Origin of the sequence: Jatrophihabitans sp., from assembly GCF_051960575.1 — a bacterium.
Taxonomy (GTDB): Bacteria; Actinomycetota; Actinomycetes; order Mycobacteriales; family Jatrophihabitantaceae; genus JBQCEE01.
On record NZ_JBQCEE010000030.1, the window covers coordinates 1 to 16088 of the forward strand.

The following is a 16088-nucleotide window of genomic DNA, read 5'->3' on the forward strand; positions in this document are numbered from 1 at the left end:
TGCAGGTGGGGTTGGCGCGGATGTGTTCGCCGCACACCGCGGCGCGGATGGTCGGGTGGTCACGGGTGCTCGTGAGCGAGTTGCCGCACACCTACGCCGCCCTGCAGGCCGGGACGACGACGGAGTGGCGGGCGATGATCGTGGCGCGGGAGACGGCGTGGCTGTCCTGTGAGGATCGGCTCGCCGTCGACGCCGCGCTGGCGGGGAAGCTGGCTCGGTGGGGTGACAGGCGGGTCGAGAAGGAGGCGAAGAAGGCCGCCTATCGGCTCGACCCGCGTGGTGCGATCGATCGGACGAACCGGGCGGCGGCGGATCGGCGGGTGTCGATCCGGCCGACGCCGGAGACGATGGCGGTGGTGTCGATCATCGCCCCGGTCGCGCAGGGCGTCGCGGCCTACGCGGCGCTGACGAAGCACGCGGACGCGCTCGTCGGGGCGGGCGATGGCCGGTCGCGTGGGCAGGTCATGTGCGACACGGCGATCGAGCGGCTCACCGGGCAGGCGTGCGCGGACGGGGTGCCGGTCGAGATCAACCTGATCATGACCGACCAGACGCTGTTCGGTCGCGGCGGCGGCTGCGAGCAGCACGCCGACCCCGAGCCCGACCCCGACCGCGACGTCAGCGCCGCGGCGCCGACCACCACAGACGTGGAGGAAACGGCCGAGGCTGATGTCCCGGCGCGGGAGCGGGTGGCGCGGGCGTCGGGTTCGGCCGGGGTGGACGAGCCGGCGCACCTGCTCGGGTTCGGGCCGGTCCCGGCCCCGCTGGCCCGTGAATTGGTGCTCGGGCCCGACCCGACGGTGCCGCGGTGGGTCCGGCGCCTCTACACCCGTCCGGGCAGCAGCGACCTGCTCACGATGGACACCCACCGGCGCGAGTTCACTCCCGGGATGCGGCGGTTCCTCGAACTGCGCGACCAGACCTGCCGCACCCCGTTCTGCGACGCCCCGATCCGCCACGCCGACCATGTGCGGCGGCACACCGACGGCGGGCCGACCAGCGTCGGCAACGGGCAGGGCACCTGCGCGGCCTGCAACTACGCCACCGAAGCGCCGGGCTGGTCCAAGACCGCCGACGGCGACCGGATCACCCTGCGCACCCCGACCGGCGCCGAATACACCAGCCGGCCACCCGACCCACCCGAACACGCACCACCCCCGCCGCCACCACCACACCGACAGTCCTGGCACGAGCGGGTCGACCTCGTCTATCTCGGACACCACCACGCTGCTTGACGCTTGCCGGCGCCGCAGTTGACCTTCCCGCTAGCGTCGGACCGTCCGTCCGGCCGACACGAACGGAGATCATCGGCGTGAAGCTGCTCCTGACATCCGGTGGGATCACGAACGACTCGATCCGCGCCGCACTGCTCGACCTGCTCGGCAAGCCGATCGAGTCGGCGAACGCGCTGATCATCCCGACGGCGCAGTGGGGCCACCCGTACTGCGGGCCGGTCTCGGTGCGGGGATCGGTCACCGATGGACCACGGTCGGGAGGCATGGCCTCGCAGCCCTGGCATTCGCTCGGCATCCTCGAACTGACCGCGCTGCCCACCATCCCGGAGGCGCAGTGGACCCCGTGGGTACAGCAGGCCGACGTCCTGCTGGCGTGCGGCGGCGACGCGACCTACCTCTGCCATTGGATGCGGGAGTCCGGCCTCGCCGACCTGCTGCCGTCACTCGCCGACACCGTCTGGGTCGGCATGAGCGCCGGCAGCATGGTCATGACGCCCCGGATCGGCATCGATTTCGTCGAGTGGAAGTCCGCGCCGGACGACCGTACGCTGGGGCTCGTCGACTTCTCGATCTTCCCGCACCTCGACGTGTTCCCCGAGAACTCGCTGGCCGAGGCCCGGCGATGGGCCGGTGAGGTCGGCGGGCCGAGCTACGCCCTCGACGACCGGTCGGCCATCACGGTGGTCGACGGCGAGGTGGCGGTCGTGTCGGAGGGGCACTGGGAGTTGCTGAGCTGAGCCGTCCGCCGCGTGACCGGGCTCATCGTGCAGGCACGGACCGCTGAGGGGCGCCGGTCGTTGGACGAGACGATGGGCCTCGCCGACCCACGTCCGTCCACGACCCTGCAGGAGCCTGCGTGAGCCGCCTCGACCAGCCGTTGACCCTGCCCAGCGGACTCGTGCTGCCGCACCGCATCGTCAAGGCGGCGATGACCGAGAACCTCGCCGACGCCGACAACCAGCCCACGGTGCGCCACGAGCGCCTCTACCGGCGTTGGGCAGAGGGCGCGGCTGGCGGCCTGCTCGTCACCGGCAACCTCATGGTCGACCGCCGCTTCCTCGAGCGCAGCCGCAACATCGTGGCCGACCGGCATCTCGACGTCGCCGCGCTGCGTCGCGTGCGTGAGGCAGCCGCCTCGTCCCCGCTCATCGCGCAGCTCAACCACCCGGGCCGGCAGACCAACCGGTTCCTCGCGTCGCGGCCGGTGGCGCCGAGTGCGGGCGACGCCGTGCCGATGCTCGGTCTGTTCGCGCGGCCGCGGGCGCTGGAGGCGGCCGAGATCGAGGCGATCGTCGCCGCGTTCGGCACCGCTGCCGCGCTGTGCCAGGACGCGGGGCTGGACGGTGTCCAGGTGCATGCCGCCCACGGCTACCTGTTGGCGCAGTTCCTGTCGCCGCACGTGAACCGGCGCACCGACGAATGGGGCGGCGACGTCGCGGGGCGGGCCCGCGCCCTGCTCGAGGCGGTGCGCGCGGCGCGGCGGGCGACCCGGGACGGCTTCACCGTCGCGGTGAAGCTGAACTCGTCGGACTTCCGGCACGGCGGCTTCACCGAGGACGACGCCGAGCAGGTCGTGCGGCTGCTGGTGGCCGAGGGCGTCGACCTCATCGAGATCTCGGGCGGCACCTACGAGAGCGCGGCGTTCATCGGCGAGGCGGCGGGATTGCAGACCGGCCCGAACGCCAAGCAGGCCTACTTCGCAGCGTTCGCCCGCCGTGCACGCGCGGCCGCGGGCGACGTGCCGCTGATGCTCACCGGTGGCATCCGGACGCGTTCGGTGATGGAGTCGCTGCTCACCGACGGCGGCGTCGACCTCATCGGCCTGGGCCGCCCCGTCGCGATCGACCCTGACCTGCCCGCTGAGCTGCTGGCCGGTGCCGAGGGCGCGACGCTGCCGCGCTACACCCTGCCGACGTTCATCGGCTATGCCGGCGAGTCGGAGTGGTACGAGACCCAGATCGGACGCCTGGGCGCCGGGCACGACGTGAAGCCGGACCTCAACGCCGCCGTCGCGGCCGCGTCCTTCGTCGGCGGCGAGCTGGTGCGCGGCCTCGCCGCGCGACGCCGCCGCGCGCGGCTCGTCGCCGCGGCACCTGTGCGCGCCTGAACGCCGGCCGAAGACCTCGGCGAGAAACAAGCATGCACGCTTGATTTGTGTGCGACCGGCTGCCAGGCTGGCCCCGTGCCAGCTGGACCCGGAGTCTCCGCCGTGCTCGCCGACCTGCGCGCGGAGGGCGATGCACTCGACGAGCTCGTGGCGAAGCTCGACGCCGACGAGTGGGCGCGGCCGACGCCGGCACCCGGCTGGAGCATCGCCCACCAGATCGCGCACCTCGCCTGGACCGACCGGGCCGCGCTGCTCGCGGCCACCGACGCGACGGCGTTCGGCGCGGCGCTCGAGGCCGCGGCGAACGACCCGTTCGGCTTCGTCGACAAGGCGGCCGACGAGGGCGCTGCCGCGTCGCCGGTGGACCTGCTGGCCGCCTGGCGCGAAGGCCGCCGCGACCTGGCCGCCGCGCTCGCCGAGGTGCCCGACGGCACGAAGCTGCCCTGGTTCGGACCGCCCATGAGCGCGATGTCGATGGCGACGGCCCGGCTGATGGAGACCTGGGCGCACTCGCTCGACGTGCACGACGCGCTCGGCGTCGCACCCGAGCTGAGCGACCGCATCCGCAACATCGCGCACCTCGGGGTGCGCACGCGCGACTTCGCCTTCACGGTGCGCGGCGAGACGGTGCCCGGGGAACCGTTCCGCGTCGAGCTCACCGCCCCGTCGGGCGAGGTGTGGACGTGGGGACCGGAGGACGCCGCCCAGCGGGTGACCGGCTCGGCGCTCGACTTCTGCCTCCTCGTCACCCAGCGCCGCCACCGCGCCGACCTGGCACTGCACGCGACCGGCGAGCAGGCCGACCGGTGGCTCGACATCGCCCAGGCCTTCGCCGGGCCGCCCGGTACCGGCCGCGAGCCGCAGGCACGCGCATGACCGACGTGCTGCGCATCGCGAACGCCAGCGGCTTCTACGGCGACCGTGCCGATGCCCTGCGCGAGATGCTCACGGGCGGCGAGATCGACGTGCTCACCGGCGACTACCTCGCCGAGCTGACGATGCTGATCCTGGCCCGCGACCGCATGAAGGACGCCTCGACCGGCTACGCCAAGACCTTCCTGCGCCAGCTGGAATCGACGCTCGGCCTCATCGTCGAGCGCGGCGTGCAGGTCGTCGTCAACGCCGGCGGACTCAACCCGAGCGGCCTGGCGAACGCGGTGCGCGTGCTCGCCGACAACCTCGGCCTCGAGGTCGACGTCGCCCACGTCGAGGGCGACGACCTGCGCGAACGCGCCGCCGAGCTCGGTCTCGGCAGTCCGCTGGCCGCGAACGCCTATCTGGGTGCCTGGGGCATCGCCGAGTGTCTGCGCAACGGTGCGCAGATCGTCGTGACCGGACGCGTCACCGACGCCTCGCTCGTTGTCGGACCGGCCGCGGCACGGTTCGGCTGGTCGCGCGACGACCACGACGCCCTCGCCGGCGCGGTCGTCGCGGGCCACGTCATCGAGTGCGGCACCCAGGCCACCGGCGGCAACTACGCCTTCTTCGGCGAGATCGCCGACCTCCGGCGTCCGGGCTTCCCCATCGCCGAGATGCGCGCCGACGGATCGTCGGTCATCACCAAGCACCCCGGCACGGGCGGCGCGGTCACCGTCGGCACGGTCACGGCGCAACTGCTCTACGAGATCGGCGGCGCGCGCTACGCCGGCCCGGACGTCACCGCGCGGTTCGACGCCATCACGCTCGCCGAGGACGGCCCCGACCGCGTCGCGATCAGCGGCGTGCGCGGCGAGGCGCCGCCGCCGACGCTCAAGGTCGGCCTCAACACCCTCGGTGGCTATCGCAACGAGGTCACCTTCGTCCTCACCGGCCTGGACATCGAGGCGAAGGCCGAGCTGGTCAAGGCCCAGCTCGCCGACCTCGACGCGCAGTGGACGCTCGCACGAACCGACCACCCCGACGCCGACGTGCAGGAGGAGGCGGCAGCGCTGCTGCACTGCGTCGTCCGCGGCCCCGACCCGAAGACGGTCGGACGCGCGTTCTCGGGCGCGGCCATCGAGCTGGCGCTCGCGTCGTACCCGGGCTTCCACGTCACCGCCCCGCCGTCGGACGCGTCGCCGTACGGCGTGTTCACCGCGGCGCTCGTGCCGCAGGACGCCGTGCCGCACGTCGCCTGCCTCAGCGACGGCCGGCACGTCGACATCGCCCCGGCCATCGCGACGCGCGCGCTCGAGCCGGTGCCCGAGCCGGCCGTCGCACCGTCCCCGGCCGGCCCGACGCGACGCCTGCCGCTCGGCACGATCATCGGCGCGCGCAGTGGCGACAAGGGCGGCTCGGCCAACATCGGCCTCTGGGCACGCTCGGACGACGCCTACCGCTGGCTCGTCGCCACCCTCGACGTGCCCGGGCTGAAGCGACTGCTGCCCGAGACGGCGTCGCTGCACGTCGACCGGCACCTGCTGCCGAACCTGCGCGCCGTCAACTTCGTCGTCGAGGGGATCCTCGGCGAGGGCGTCGCATCGAACGTGCGGCACGACCCGCAGGCCAAGGCACTCGGCGAGTGGCTGCGGTCGCGCGTCGTCGACATCCCGGAGAGTCTCCTATGACCAGCCCCTTCGAGACGCCCGAGCGGAAGGCGCTGCGCGAGACCGTGCGCCGCTTCGTCACGTCCGACGTGCTGCCCCACCTCGACGGCTGGGAGCGCGCGGGTGAGCTGCCCCGCTCGCTGCACGAGCGGGCCGCGGAGCTCGGCCTGATCGGGCTCGCGTATCCCGAATCGGTGGGCGGCGGGGGCGGCGACGCGATCGACGCGCTGATCCTCGCCGAGGAGATGCACTACGCCGGCGGATCGGGCGGGCTGTTCGCGTCCCTGTTCACCTCGGGCATCTCGCTGCCGCACCTCGTCGCGGCCGGTGACCGCGCGCAGATCGAGCGCTGGGTGCGCCCGACGATCGAGGGCCGGCTCATCGGTTCGCTCGCCATCACCGAGCCGGACGGCGGGTCGGACGTCGCCGGCATCCGCACCACCGCCAAGCGCGACGGCGACGAGTACGTCATCAACGGCGCCAAGACCTACATCACCTCGGGCGTGCGCGCCGACTTCGTCGTGACCGCCGTGCGCACTGGCGACGCCGGTGCACACGGCATCTCGCTCGTCGTGGTCGAGAAGGGCGCGCCCGGGTTCACCGTGTCGCGCAAGCTCGAGAAGATGGGCTGGCTCTGCTCGGACACCGCCGAGCTGTCGTACCAGGACGTGCGCGTGCCTGTCGCGAACCTCGTCGGTGAGGAGCACAGCGGGTTCGTCCAGATCGCGATGAACTTCGTCAGCGAACGCATCGGCCTCGCCGTGCAGGCCTACGCCTCGGCTCAACGGGCGTTGGACCTGACGGTCGAGTGGTGCCGGATGCGCGAGACGTTCGGCAAGCCGCTGATCCAGCGACAGGCGGTGCAGAACACGCTCACCGAGATGGCGCGTCGCATCGAGGTGGCGCGCACGTACACGCGCTCGGTCGCAGCCCGCGCCGCCGCCGGTGAGGACAACCTGGTGCTCGAGGCGTGCTTCGCCAAGAACACCGCGGTCGAGACCGGTGAATGGGTGGTGCACGAGTCGGTGCAGTTGCACGGCGGCATGGGCTACATGCGCGAGGCAGAGGTCGAGCGGCAGTACCGCGACATGCGCATCCTGGCGATCGGCGGCGGCACCGACGAGATCCTCACCGGCCTGGCTGCCAAGCTGCTGGGGTACACACGATGAGCCTCCTTCGCACCTCGGTCGACACAACAAGTGTTGAGTACCAGCAGAACCGTGAGGTACTGCTGCAGAAGCTCGCCGACCTCGATGCCGAGCACGCCAAGGCGGTGGCCGGCGGCGGGGCGAAGTACGTCGAGCGGCACCGCAAGCGCGGCAAGCTCACCGTGCGCGAGCGCATCGAAGCGCTGCTCGACCCGAGCGCGCCGTTCCTCGAGCTGTCGCCGCTCGCGGCGTGGGGCACCGACTACACGGTCGGCGCGTCCGTGGTCGTCGGCGTCGGTGTCGTCGAGGGCGTCGAGTGCCTCATCAGCGGCAGCGACCCGACCGTGCGCGGCGGTGCCTCCAACCCGTACACGTTGAAGAAGACGCTGCGGGCCAACCAGATCGCGCTCGAGAACCGGCTGCCGGTCATCGGTCTGACCGAGTCCGGCGGCGCGGACCTGCCCACGCAGAAGGACATCTTCATCCCCGGTGGGCAGATGTTCCGCGACCTGACGAACCTGTCGGCCGCGGGCATCCCGACGGTCTCGCTGGTCTTCGGCAACTCCACCGCGGGCGGCGCGTACATCCCCGGCATGAGCGACTTCGTCGTCATGGTGAAGGAGCGTGCGAAGGTCTTTCTCGCCGGCCCGCCGCTGGTGAAGATGGCGACGGGCGAGGAGTCGGACGACGAGTCGCTCGGCGGCGCCGAGATGCACGCGCGCACGTCCGGCCTGGCCGATTACATGGCCGTCGACGAGCTCGACGCGATCCGTCTCGGCCGGCAGATCGTGAAGCGGCTGAACTGGCGCAAGCAGGGTCCGGCGCCGAAGCCCGACTACGACGAGCCGCTGTACGACGCGGAGGAGCTGCTCGGGCTCGTCCCGTCGGATCTCAAGGTGCCCTTCGACCCCCGCGAGGTCATCGCGCGCATCGTCGACGCCAGCGACTTCGACGAGTTCAAGCCGCTCTACGGGTCGTCGCTGGTCACCGGCTGGGCGCAGCTGCACGGCTATCCGGTCGGCATCCTCGCCAATGCCCGCGGCATCCTGTTCAACGAGGAGGCGCAGAAGGCGGCGCAGTTCATCCAGCTCGCCAACCGCGCCGACACCCCGCTGCTGTTCCTGCAGAACACCACCGGCTACATGGTCGGCAAGGAGTACGAGCAGCGCGGCATGATCAAGCACGGCGCACAGATGATCAACGCGGTGTCGAACTCGCGCGTGCCGCACCTCACCGTGAACATGGGCGCGTCATACGGCGCCGGCAACTACGGCATGTGCGGACGCGCCTACGGCCCGCGGTTCCTCTTCACCTGGCCGAACGCGAAGTCGGCGGTGATGGGCCCGGCGCAACTCGCCGGCGTGCTGTCGATCGTGGCGCGGCAGTCGGCCGAGGCGCGCGGCCAGGCCTACGACGAGGACGCGGACGCGAAGATGCGCGGCTACGTCGAGGCGCAGATCGAGCAGGAGTCGGCCGCCGCATTCCTGTCCGGGATGCTCTACGACGACGGCATCATCGACCCGCGCGACACCCGCACGGTGCTCGGCATCGCGCTCTCCGCCGTCCACAACGGGCCGGTCGAGGGCGCCAAGGGATACGGGGTGTTCCGCCTGTGACCGCGACGAGATACCGCTTGTCCCCCGTTGCAGTCATTTCCGGAGGTCGTTCATGACTGGGGCTGGGGACAAGACGGCTCTGCGGTCGGTGCTGGTGGCGAACCGCGGCGAGATCGCGCGGCGGGTGTTCCGCACCTGCCGCGACCTCGGTCTGTCGACGGTCGCCGTCTTCTCCGACCCGGACGCAGGTGCACCGCACGTCCGTGAGGCCGATGCCGCGGTGCGGCTGCCCGGCAGCACGCCGTCCGAAACCTACCTGCGCATCGATGCCATCATCGCCGCTGCCCAGGCGGCGGGCGCGGACGCGGTGCACCCGGGGTACGGGTTCCTCAGCGAGAACGCGTCCTTCGCGCGCGCCGTCATCGATGCCGGGCTGACCTGGATCGGGCCGCCGCCCGACGCGATCGACGCGATGGGCAGCAAGATCGAGTCGAAGCGGCTGATGGCGGCCGCCGGCGTGCCCACGCTGCCCGAGCTCGACCCGGCTGCTGTCACCGCGGCCGACCTGCCGGTGCTCATCAAGGCCAGCGCCGGCGGCGGCGGCCGCGGCATGCGTGTCGTGCGCGACCTCGCCGACCTGCCGCAGGAGGTCGAGCTCGCCCGCGCCGAGGCGCAGTCGGCCTTCGGCGACCCGACCGTCTTCTGCGAGCCCTACCTCGCCACCGGCCGGCACATCGAGGTGCAGGTGATGGCCGACCAGGACGGCACCGTGTGGGCCGTGGGCGAGCGCGAGTGCTCGATCCAGCGCCGGCACCAGAAGGTCGTCGAGGAGGCGCCGTCGCCCCTCGTGGAGCGCGTCGACGGCATGCGCAAGCAGCTCTTCGAGGCGGCGCGCGCTGCGGCGCAGGCCGTCGGCTACACCGGCGCCGGCACCGTCGAGTTCATCGCCGACGAATCCGGACGCTTCTTCTTCCTCGAGATGAACACGCGCCTGCAGGTCGAGCACCCGGTCACCGAGTGCACCACCGGGCTCGACCTCGTGGCGCTGCAGCTCGCCGTCGCCGAGGGCACCCGCCTCGACCTCGAGCCGCCGCCGTCACGCGGCCACTCGATCGAGGTGCGGCTCTACGCCGAGGACCCGTCGGCAGGGTGGCAGCCGCAGAGCGGCACCGTGCACCGGTTCGCCGTCCCGGGCGTCGACGTCCGCTTCGAGGTCGGCGTCAGGCCGGCCGGGCTGCGGCTCGACAGCGGCGTCGAGGACGGGAGCGTCGTCGGGATCCACTACGACCCCATGCTCGCCAAGGTGATCAGCTGGGCGCCGACGCGCACTCAGGCGTCCCTCGCGCTCGCCACCGCACTGCAGCGCACCCAGCTGCACGGGCTGGTCACCAACCGCGACCTGCTCGTCAACGTGCTGCGGCACGAGGCGTTCCTCGCCGGCGACACCGACACCGCGTTCTTCGACCGGCACGGCCTCGACGCGCTCGCCGCACCCGTGCAGACGCCCGACGCCGTCGAGCTCGGCGCCCTCGCCGGCGCGCTCGCCCTGGACGCCGCCGCCCGCGCCGCTGCACCGGTGCTGGCCCGCATCCCGTCCGGCTGGCGCAACGTGCCGAGCCAGCCGCGGCGGGTCGAGTTCGACCGCGCGACCGTCGAGTACCGGCTCACCCGCGACGGCCTGCTGGTCGAGGGACGAGACGACGTCGTGCTTGTCTCCGCAACACCCGTTGAGGTCGTGCTGACGGTGGCCGGCGTGCAACGCCGCTTCGCCGTCGCGCAGCACGGTGACGAGGTCGACGTCGACTCGCCGCTCGGCGCGGTGCGGCTGCGCCTCGTGCCCCGCTTCGTCGACCCGGCCGACGCCGTCGCGGCCGGGTCGCTGCTCGCGCCGATGCCCGGCTCGGTCGTCCGGCTCGCCGTCGCCGTGGGCGATCGCGTGACTGCCGGCCAGCCGATCCTCTGGCTCGAGGCGATGAAGATGCAGCACCAGATCAACGCTCCGGCCGACGGTGTGGTCGCCGAGCTCCCCGTCCGTCCGGGACAACAGATCGAGGTCGGCGCCGTCCTGGCCGTCGTCCAGAGCGAGGAGTAGGGACATGGACTTTCGCGAGACGCAGGAGCAGGCCGCCCTCCGCAACGCCGTGGCCGAACTCGGCAAGCGCTACGGCCACGACTACGCCGCCCCGAAGGCGCGCGCCCGCGAGCCGCTGAGCGAGCTCTGGGCAGAGGCCGGCCGCAGCGGCTTCGTCGGCGTCAACCTGCCGGAGCAGTACGGCGGCGGCGGGGCCGGCATGTACGAGTTGGCGATCGTCGGCGAGGAGCTCAACGCGGCCGGCTGCGGCCTGCTGATGCTGGTGGTCTCCCCCGCGATCAACGGCACGATCATCGCGAAGTACGGCACCGACGAGCAGAAGCAGCGCTGGCTGCCCGGCATCGCCAGCGGCGAGACGATCATGGCGTTCGGCATCACCGAGCCCGACGCCGGCTCGAACTCGCACAACATCACCACCACCGCGCGCCGCGACGGCAGCGACTGGGTGCTCAGCGGCCGCAAGTACTACGTGAGCGGCGTCGACCACGCGCAGGCGATCCTCATCGTCGCCCGCACCGAGGACGCGAGGACGGGCAAGCTCAAGCCCGCGCTGTTCGTCTTCCCCACCGACACCCCGGGCTTCGAGTACACGGCCATCGACATGGACGTCGTCATGCCCGACAAGCAGTTCATGCTCTACCTGGACGACGTGCGGCTGCCCGCCGACGCCCTGGTCGGCGAGGACGACGCCAACGCCGCCCTCGCGCAGCTGTTCGCCGGCCTGAACCCCGAGCGGATCATGGCCTCGGCGGGCTCGGTCGGCATGGGCCGCTACGCCCTCGACAAGGCGGTCGCGTACGCCAACGAGCGCAGCGTGTGGGGCGGCAAGCCGATCGGCACGCACCAGGGCCTCTCGCACCCGCTCGCCAAGGCGAAGATCGAGCTCGAGCTCGCGAAGCTGATGATGCAGAAGGCGGCGTCCCTCTACGACAGTGGGGACGAGATGGGTGCCGGGGAGGCCGCGAACATGGCCAAGTACGCCGCGGCCGAGGCGAGCATCGCGGCCGTCGACCAGGCCGTGCAGACCCACGGCGGCAACGGGCTCGCGCACGAGTACGGCCTCGGCAACCTGATCATCGGTGCCCGCGTCGCGCGGATCGCCCCGGTGAGCCGCGAGATGATCCTCAACTTCGTGGCGCAGTTCAGCCTCGGCCTGCCGAAGTCGTACTGATGCCGGCCGTGCAGTTCGCGCAGGATCGCGGCATCGCGACCCTGACGCTCGACACCCCCGAGAACCGCAACGCGCTGTCGGCGCGGCTGGTCGGCGAGCTCGCCGAGCACCTGACAGCGGTCGCGGCGGACGACGGGGTGCGGGCGGTCGTGCTCACCCACACCGGCACCACGTTCTGCGCCGGCGCGGACCTCAAGGAGCAGACCGGCGAGGGTGGCCCGCAGGAGGGCACCCGACGCGTCGTCGCCCTCATGCGGCAGATCGTCGAGCTCCCGAAGCCGGTGATCGCCCGGCTGGACGGGCACGTGCGGGCCGGCGGCATCGGGCTCGTCGGCGCGTGCGACATCGCGGTGGCCCGCCGCGGCGTCAGCTTCGCCCTCACCGAGGTCCGGCTCGGGCTGGCGGCGGCGATGATCTCGCTGACCATCCTGCCGCGCATGACCGAGCGGGCGGCCTCGCGCTACCTGCTCACCGGCGAGGTCTTCGACGCCGACGCGGCCGTCGCGGCCGGCCTGCTCACCGCCGCGGTCGACGACCTCGATGCCGAGATCGCGCAACTCTGCGACAATCTGCGGCTGTGCTCGCCGCAGGGACTCGCCGAGGCGAAGCCGCTGACGACACGCATCGTCCGCGACGAGTTCGAGCAGCGGGCCGAGGCGATGCAGCAGCTCTCGGCCCGGCTGTTCGCCTCGGACGAGGCCCGCGAGGGCATGACCGCCTTCCTGCAGAAGCGCCCGCCGCGCTGGGTGACATGACGCATCTCGACACCCGGGCCCCGCAGCAGGACCGCTCGCGGGCGACCCGCGCGCGCCTGCTCGAGGCGGCCATCGACTGCCTGGCCGAACTCGGCTGGACGCAGAGCACGGTGGCCGTGATCGCCGAGCGGGCGGGTGTCTCGCGGGGCGCGGCGCAGCACCACTTCCCGACGCGCGAGGCCCTGTTCACCGCCGCGGTCGAGCAGGTGACCGCCGAGCGGGCCGACGAGATCCGCGAGCGGTTGCAGGCGGGCACGGACACCGCGTCGATCGTCTCGGTGGTCTTCGACCTGTTCAGCGGCAAGCTCTTCCGGGCCGCGCTGACCATGTGGGTGGCCGCGGCGTCCGAGCCCGAGATGCAGTCGCTCATCGTCCCCGTCGAGGCCCGCATCGGACGCCAGGTGCACCGCCTCGTCGTCACCGCGCTTGGCGTCGACGAGTCGCGGCCGGGCGTGCGCGAGACCGTGCAGGCGACCCTCGACCTCGCGCGCGGCCTCGGCCTCGCCAACCTGCTCACCGACGACAGCGCCCGCCGCCGCCGGATCGCCACCCAGTGGGCGGCGATCATCGACGACACCCTGGTCGGCGCGCGCGCCTGACCGGCGCCGACCCGGGTCAGCGTGAGCGGCGGCGACCGAGCAGCCGGCGGCGCCGCGGCGGGTCGTACCGGTGCCGCGACGCACCGGCCGCCGCCTCGGGTCCCGCTGCGAGGTCGTCCTCGACCGGTTCGACCGACGAGGCGATCGGTTCGACGGTCAACGTCGCCGGGTCGTCCGACGCGTACCCGTCCGAGACACCGGCGCCCGCCGGATCCGCCGCCGTCGTGCCGACCGACTCGTCGGCGGCACGGCGCTCGACCGCCGTCGGCCCGGGTTCGTCGTGCGGGACGCCGCCGATGATGCCGATGGTGTCGTAGCGTGCCGCGCCGGGCCCGTCAGGGGCGGCTGGTGGCGCCTCCGGCGCGCGCCGGCCGACCTCGACTCGTGTCGAGACACCCCTCGGCGTGTCCGCGCCGAAGATCGGGGTGAACGTCGGCACGGGGTCCTCCACCTGCGGCGGCCGCCGGTCGGGCAGCGTCACCGACATGGGTGCGTCCGCGGGCCCGATGTCGTGGTGGGACAGCTCGACGAGGTGGCGCTGGAAGCTCTCGATCGCGCTCGCCACGGCCGGTGCCTGGTCGGGCGTCATCCGCTCGAGCACGTCGCTGCGCAGAGCGGCGACCTGCGCCCGCAGCACGGTGAGCTCGCGGGTGAGCACGGCACGCAGGTCGCGGCGCAGGATGTCCTCCATGCGCCGGTCGTACGCGACCTCCTCCGCGTCCGGCCGGCCCGTCGCGTCGGACGTCGATGTCCCTGGGTCCGCCGACGGGCGCTCGACCTCGTCGTCCGACGCGGAGCTGTCGCTCGGTGCTGTCGGGATGACCGCCGCGGGCGCGTGGTGCCGGGCGCCGAAGAGCGCGAAGGCGCCGATGAGCACCGCCCACAGCTCGGCGAGGGCGCCGAGGCGCACCCACCGCAGCTCCTTGCCCGTGACGACGAGCCAGGCACCGGCCGCGCCGAAGCCGAGCGCGAGCAGGACGCCGAACCCGCGCAGGACCTTGGCGCGACGCGACATGGTCGCAGCCTAGTGAGCGCCGTCCTGCTGGTCGTCGCGATTGGGGTCGATGGCGGCCCGCTCGAGCGCGAGGCCGGCGACGACGAGCAGCAGCGCGGCGACGAGCACGGCGATGCCGACGCGGGCGTCCGATCCGTGGGCGGTGACCCGGCCGGCGTCCGGCAGCAGGTAGGCGAGCAGGGCGACGCAGGCGCCCACGACGCCGGACCCCACCAGAGACGACGCCTTGCCGAGCGCGAGGCAGCGGGCGATCACGATCGCCGCCATCGGCCTGGCCCGCGGGTCGTGCCGCACCGCCCCCCGCACCCGGCGGGCGGCGACGAGCTCGACGACGGCGAGCGCGACGAGGGGCACCGCGGTCAGGTAGCGCAGGGGCGGCAGGTTGTCGTACTCGCCGCGCAGCAGCACGTACACGACGATGCCCACCACGACGAACGGGGCGAGCAGGTCGCCGGCCCGCGTCGAGCGCATCACGGCCGCCGTCCCCTCATGCCAGCACCAGGTCGTCGCGTCGCCGGACGCCGGTGACCTCGTCGGCGTCGAGCGCGGCGATCAGGTCGCGCACGGGCCGCGCGCCGAGGGTCGCGTCGCCGTCGAGGGCCAGCCAGGGCACGAGCACGAACGCGCGCTCGGCGGCGCGCGGGTGCGGCAGCGTGAGCAGCGGGTCGTCGCTCACGACGCCGGGCACGTCGACCACGTCGACGTCCAGGGTGCGCGGACCCCAGCGCACCTCACGCACGCGTCCGGACGCCGTCTCGACGGCCTGCCCGCGCTCGAGCCAGTCCTGGGGCGCGGCGTCGGGGTCGTCGACGAGCAGGATCGCGTTGAGGAAGTCGTCCTGCGGCACGTCGCCCCACGGCGCGGTCTCGAACACGGGCGACACCCCGACCAGCCACGGCCGCACGGCGTCGACCGCGAGGTGCAGCATGGCCATGCGGTCCCCGAGGTTCGACCCGATCGACAGCACCGCGCTGCTCATGTGCGGGCCTTACGGACGGTCACCGCGACATCGGTGAAGGTGAGCGGGATCGGCGCCGACGGCTTGTGCACCGTCACCGTCGCGGCCTCGACGCGCGGGTCGGCGAGGCATGCGTCGACCAGCTTGTGCGCGAGGGTCTCGATGAGGTCGAACGGCGGGCCCGCCACGATCGCCGCCAGCGACTCGGCCAGCTCGCCGTAGTGCACCGTCCGCGTCAGGTCGTCGGTCTCGGCGGCCGGCGCGGTGTCGAGCTCGAGGACGGCGTCGATGACGAAGTCCTGCCCCTCGCGCTTCTCGAACTCGAACACGCCGTGGTGGCCGAAGACCCGCAGGCCGGTCAGCGTGATGCGGTCACCGGCCACGCTGCACCGCCGCCACGGTGAGCGCTGCGTCGACCGAGGGGCGCACCTCGTGCACCCGCACGCCCCAGACGCCCCGGTCGGCACAGAGCGCGGTGATCGCGGTGGTCGCGTCCTCGCGCTCGTCGACCGCCCGCGGGGCGCCGTCGGACGACGCGAGCAGCCGGCCGAGGAACGACTTCCGGCTCGCGGCGACGAGCACCGGCAGCCCGAGCGCGACGAACTCGTCGAGCGCGGCGAGCAGCGCCCAGTTGTGCTCGGCCGTCTTGGCGAACCCGAGCCCGGGATCGATCACCAACGAACCCTCGGGGACGCCCGCGGCGACCGCGGCTTCCACCCGCTGGAGCAGCTCGGCCCGCACGTCCTTGACGACGTCCTCGTAGTGCGCGAGTTCCTGCATCCGCTCGCTGTGTCCACGCCAATGCATGAGGATCCACGGGCAGCCGGCGTCGCGCACGACCGCGTCCATTCCGGGATCGGCCAGGCCGCCGGAGACGTCGTTGACCACGCTGACGCCGGCCTCCAGGTCTGCGTCCGCCACCGAGGC

Annotated in this window: 16 protein-coding genes; 11 read left to right on the forward strand and 5 right to left on the reverse strand. The window is 72.8% G+C overall.

Annotated features, from left to right (window positions below):
* From ACTHMS_RS01205 to ACTHMS_RS01255, 11 genes are all read left to right on the forward strand, one after another.
* On the forward strand, positions 1-1235 hold a 1235-nt coding region (locus ACTHMS_RS01205; RefSeq protein WP_440304852.1), incomplete at its 5' end, for a DUF222 domain-containing protein.
* A gap of 77 nt (positions 1236-1312) precedes the next feature.
* Positions 1313-1972, forward strand: a complete 660-nt coding sequence (locus ACTHMS_RS01210; protein ID WP_440304853.1) for a Type 1 glutamine amidotransferase-like domain-containing protein — start codon at positions 1313-1315, stop codon at positions 1970-1972.
* A gap of 119 nt (positions 1973-2091) precedes the next feature.
* A complete protein-coding gene (locus ACTHMS_RS01215) occupies positions 2092-3342 on the forward strand; it encodes an oxidoreductase (protein ID WP_440304854.1) in 1251 nt (416 codons plus the stop codon).
* Between the two features lie 75 nt (positions 3343-3417).
* Positions 3418-4218, forward strand: a complete 801-nt coding sequence (locus ACTHMS_RS01220; protein ID WP_440304855.1) for a TIGR03084 family metal-binding protein — start codon at positions 3418-3420, stop codon at positions 4216-4218.
* Positions 4215-5888: an acyclic terpene utilization AtuA family protein gene (locus ACTHMS_RS01225; protein ID WP_440304856.1), complete on the forward strand. Its 1674-nt coding sequence runs from the start codon at positions 4215-4217 to the stop codon at positions 5886-5888. Before ACTHMS_RS01220 ends, ACTHMS_RS01225 begins: the two co-directional genes overlap by 4 nt.
* Positions 5885-7036 carry an acyl-CoA dehydrogenase family protein gene (locus ACTHMS_RS01230; protein ID WP_440304857.1) on the forward strand — a complete coding sequence of 384 codons (1152 nt, stop codon included), beginning with the start codon at positions 5885-5887 and terminating at the stop codon, positions 7034-7036. Before ACTHMS_RS01225 ends, ACTHMS_RS01230 begins: the two co-directional genes overlap by 4 nt.
* Complete coding sequence (locus tag ACTHMS_RS01235) at positions 7033-8631, forward strand: acyl-CoA carboxylase subunit beta (protein ID WP_440304858.1); 1599 nt, start codon at positions 7033-7035, stop codon at positions 8629-8631. Before ACTHMS_RS01230 ends, ACTHMS_RS01235 begins: the two co-directional genes overlap by 4 nt.
* Positions 8632-8683: 52 nt before the next feature.
* On the forward strand, positions 8684-10663 hold the full coding sequence (locus ACTHMS_RS01240) for an ATP-binding protein (protein ID WP_440304859.1): 1980 nt from the start codon (positions 8684-8686) through the stop codon (positions 10661-10663).
* Between the two features lie 4 nt (positions 10664-10667).
* On the forward strand, positions 10668-11834 hold the full coding sequence (locus tag ACTHMS_RS01245; protein ID WP_440304860.1) for an acyl-CoA dehydrogenase family protein: 1167 nt from the start codon (positions 10668-10670) through the stop codon (positions 11832-11834).
* Positions 11834-12589: an enoyl-CoA hydratase family protein gene (locus ACTHMS_RS01250; RefSeq protein WP_440304861.1), complete on the forward strand. Its 756-nt coding sequence runs from the start codon at positions 11834-11836 to the stop codon at positions 12587-12589. The genes ACTHMS_RS01245 and ACTHMS_RS01250 overlap by 1 nt, the downstream gene beginning before the upstream one ends.
* Entirely contained in the window at positions 12586-13188 is a 603-nt protein-coding gene (locus ACTHMS_RS01255; RefSeq protein WP_440304862.1) for a TetR/AcrR family transcriptional regulator, read from the forward strand. The genes ACTHMS_RS01250 and ACTHMS_RS01255 overlap by 4 nt, the downstream gene beginning before the upstream one ends.
* A gap of 16 nt (positions 13189-13204) precedes the next feature.
* On the opposite strand, the gene ACTHMS_RS01260 is transcribed toward ACTHMS_RS01255, so the two are convergent.
* The 5 genes from ACTHMS_RS01260 to folP form a co-directional block, all read right to left on the reverse strand.
* Positions 13205-14203 carry a hypothetical protein gene (locus ACTHMS_RS01260; RefSeq protein WP_440304863.1) on the reverse strand — a complete coding sequence of 333 codons (999 nt, stop codon included), beginning with the start codon at positions 14201-14203 and terminating at the stop codon, positions 13205-13207.
* A gap of 9 nt (positions 14204-14212) precedes the next feature.
* Positions 14213-14674, reverse strand: a complete 462-nt coding sequence (locus ACTHMS_RS01265) for a DUF3180 domain-containing protein (protein WP_440304867.1) — start codon at positions 14672-14674, stop codon at positions 14213-14215.
* A gap of 16 nt (positions 14675-14690) precedes the next feature.
* Positions 14691-15182: a 2-amino-4-hydroxy-6-hydroxymethyldihydropteridine diphosphokinase gene (folK, locus tag ACTHMS_RS01270; RefSeq protein ID WP_440304864.1), complete on the reverse strand. Its 492-nt coding sequence runs from the start codon at positions 15180-15182 to the stop codon at positions 14691-14693.
* Positions 15179-15544 carry a dihydroneopterin aldolase gene (gene folB / locus ACTHMS_RS01275; RefSeq protein ID WP_440304865.1) on the reverse strand — a complete coding sequence of 122 codons (366 nt, stop codon included), beginning with the start codon at positions 15542-15544 and terminating at the stop codon, positions 15179-15181. Before folB ends, folK begins: the two co-directional genes overlap by 4 nt.
* A partial coding sequence (folP, locus tag ACTHMS_RS01280; RefSeq protein WP_440304866.1) for a dihydropteroate synthase occupies positions 15534-16088 on the reverse strand: 555 nt, incomplete at its 5' end. The genes folP and folB, both read right to left, overlap by 11 nt.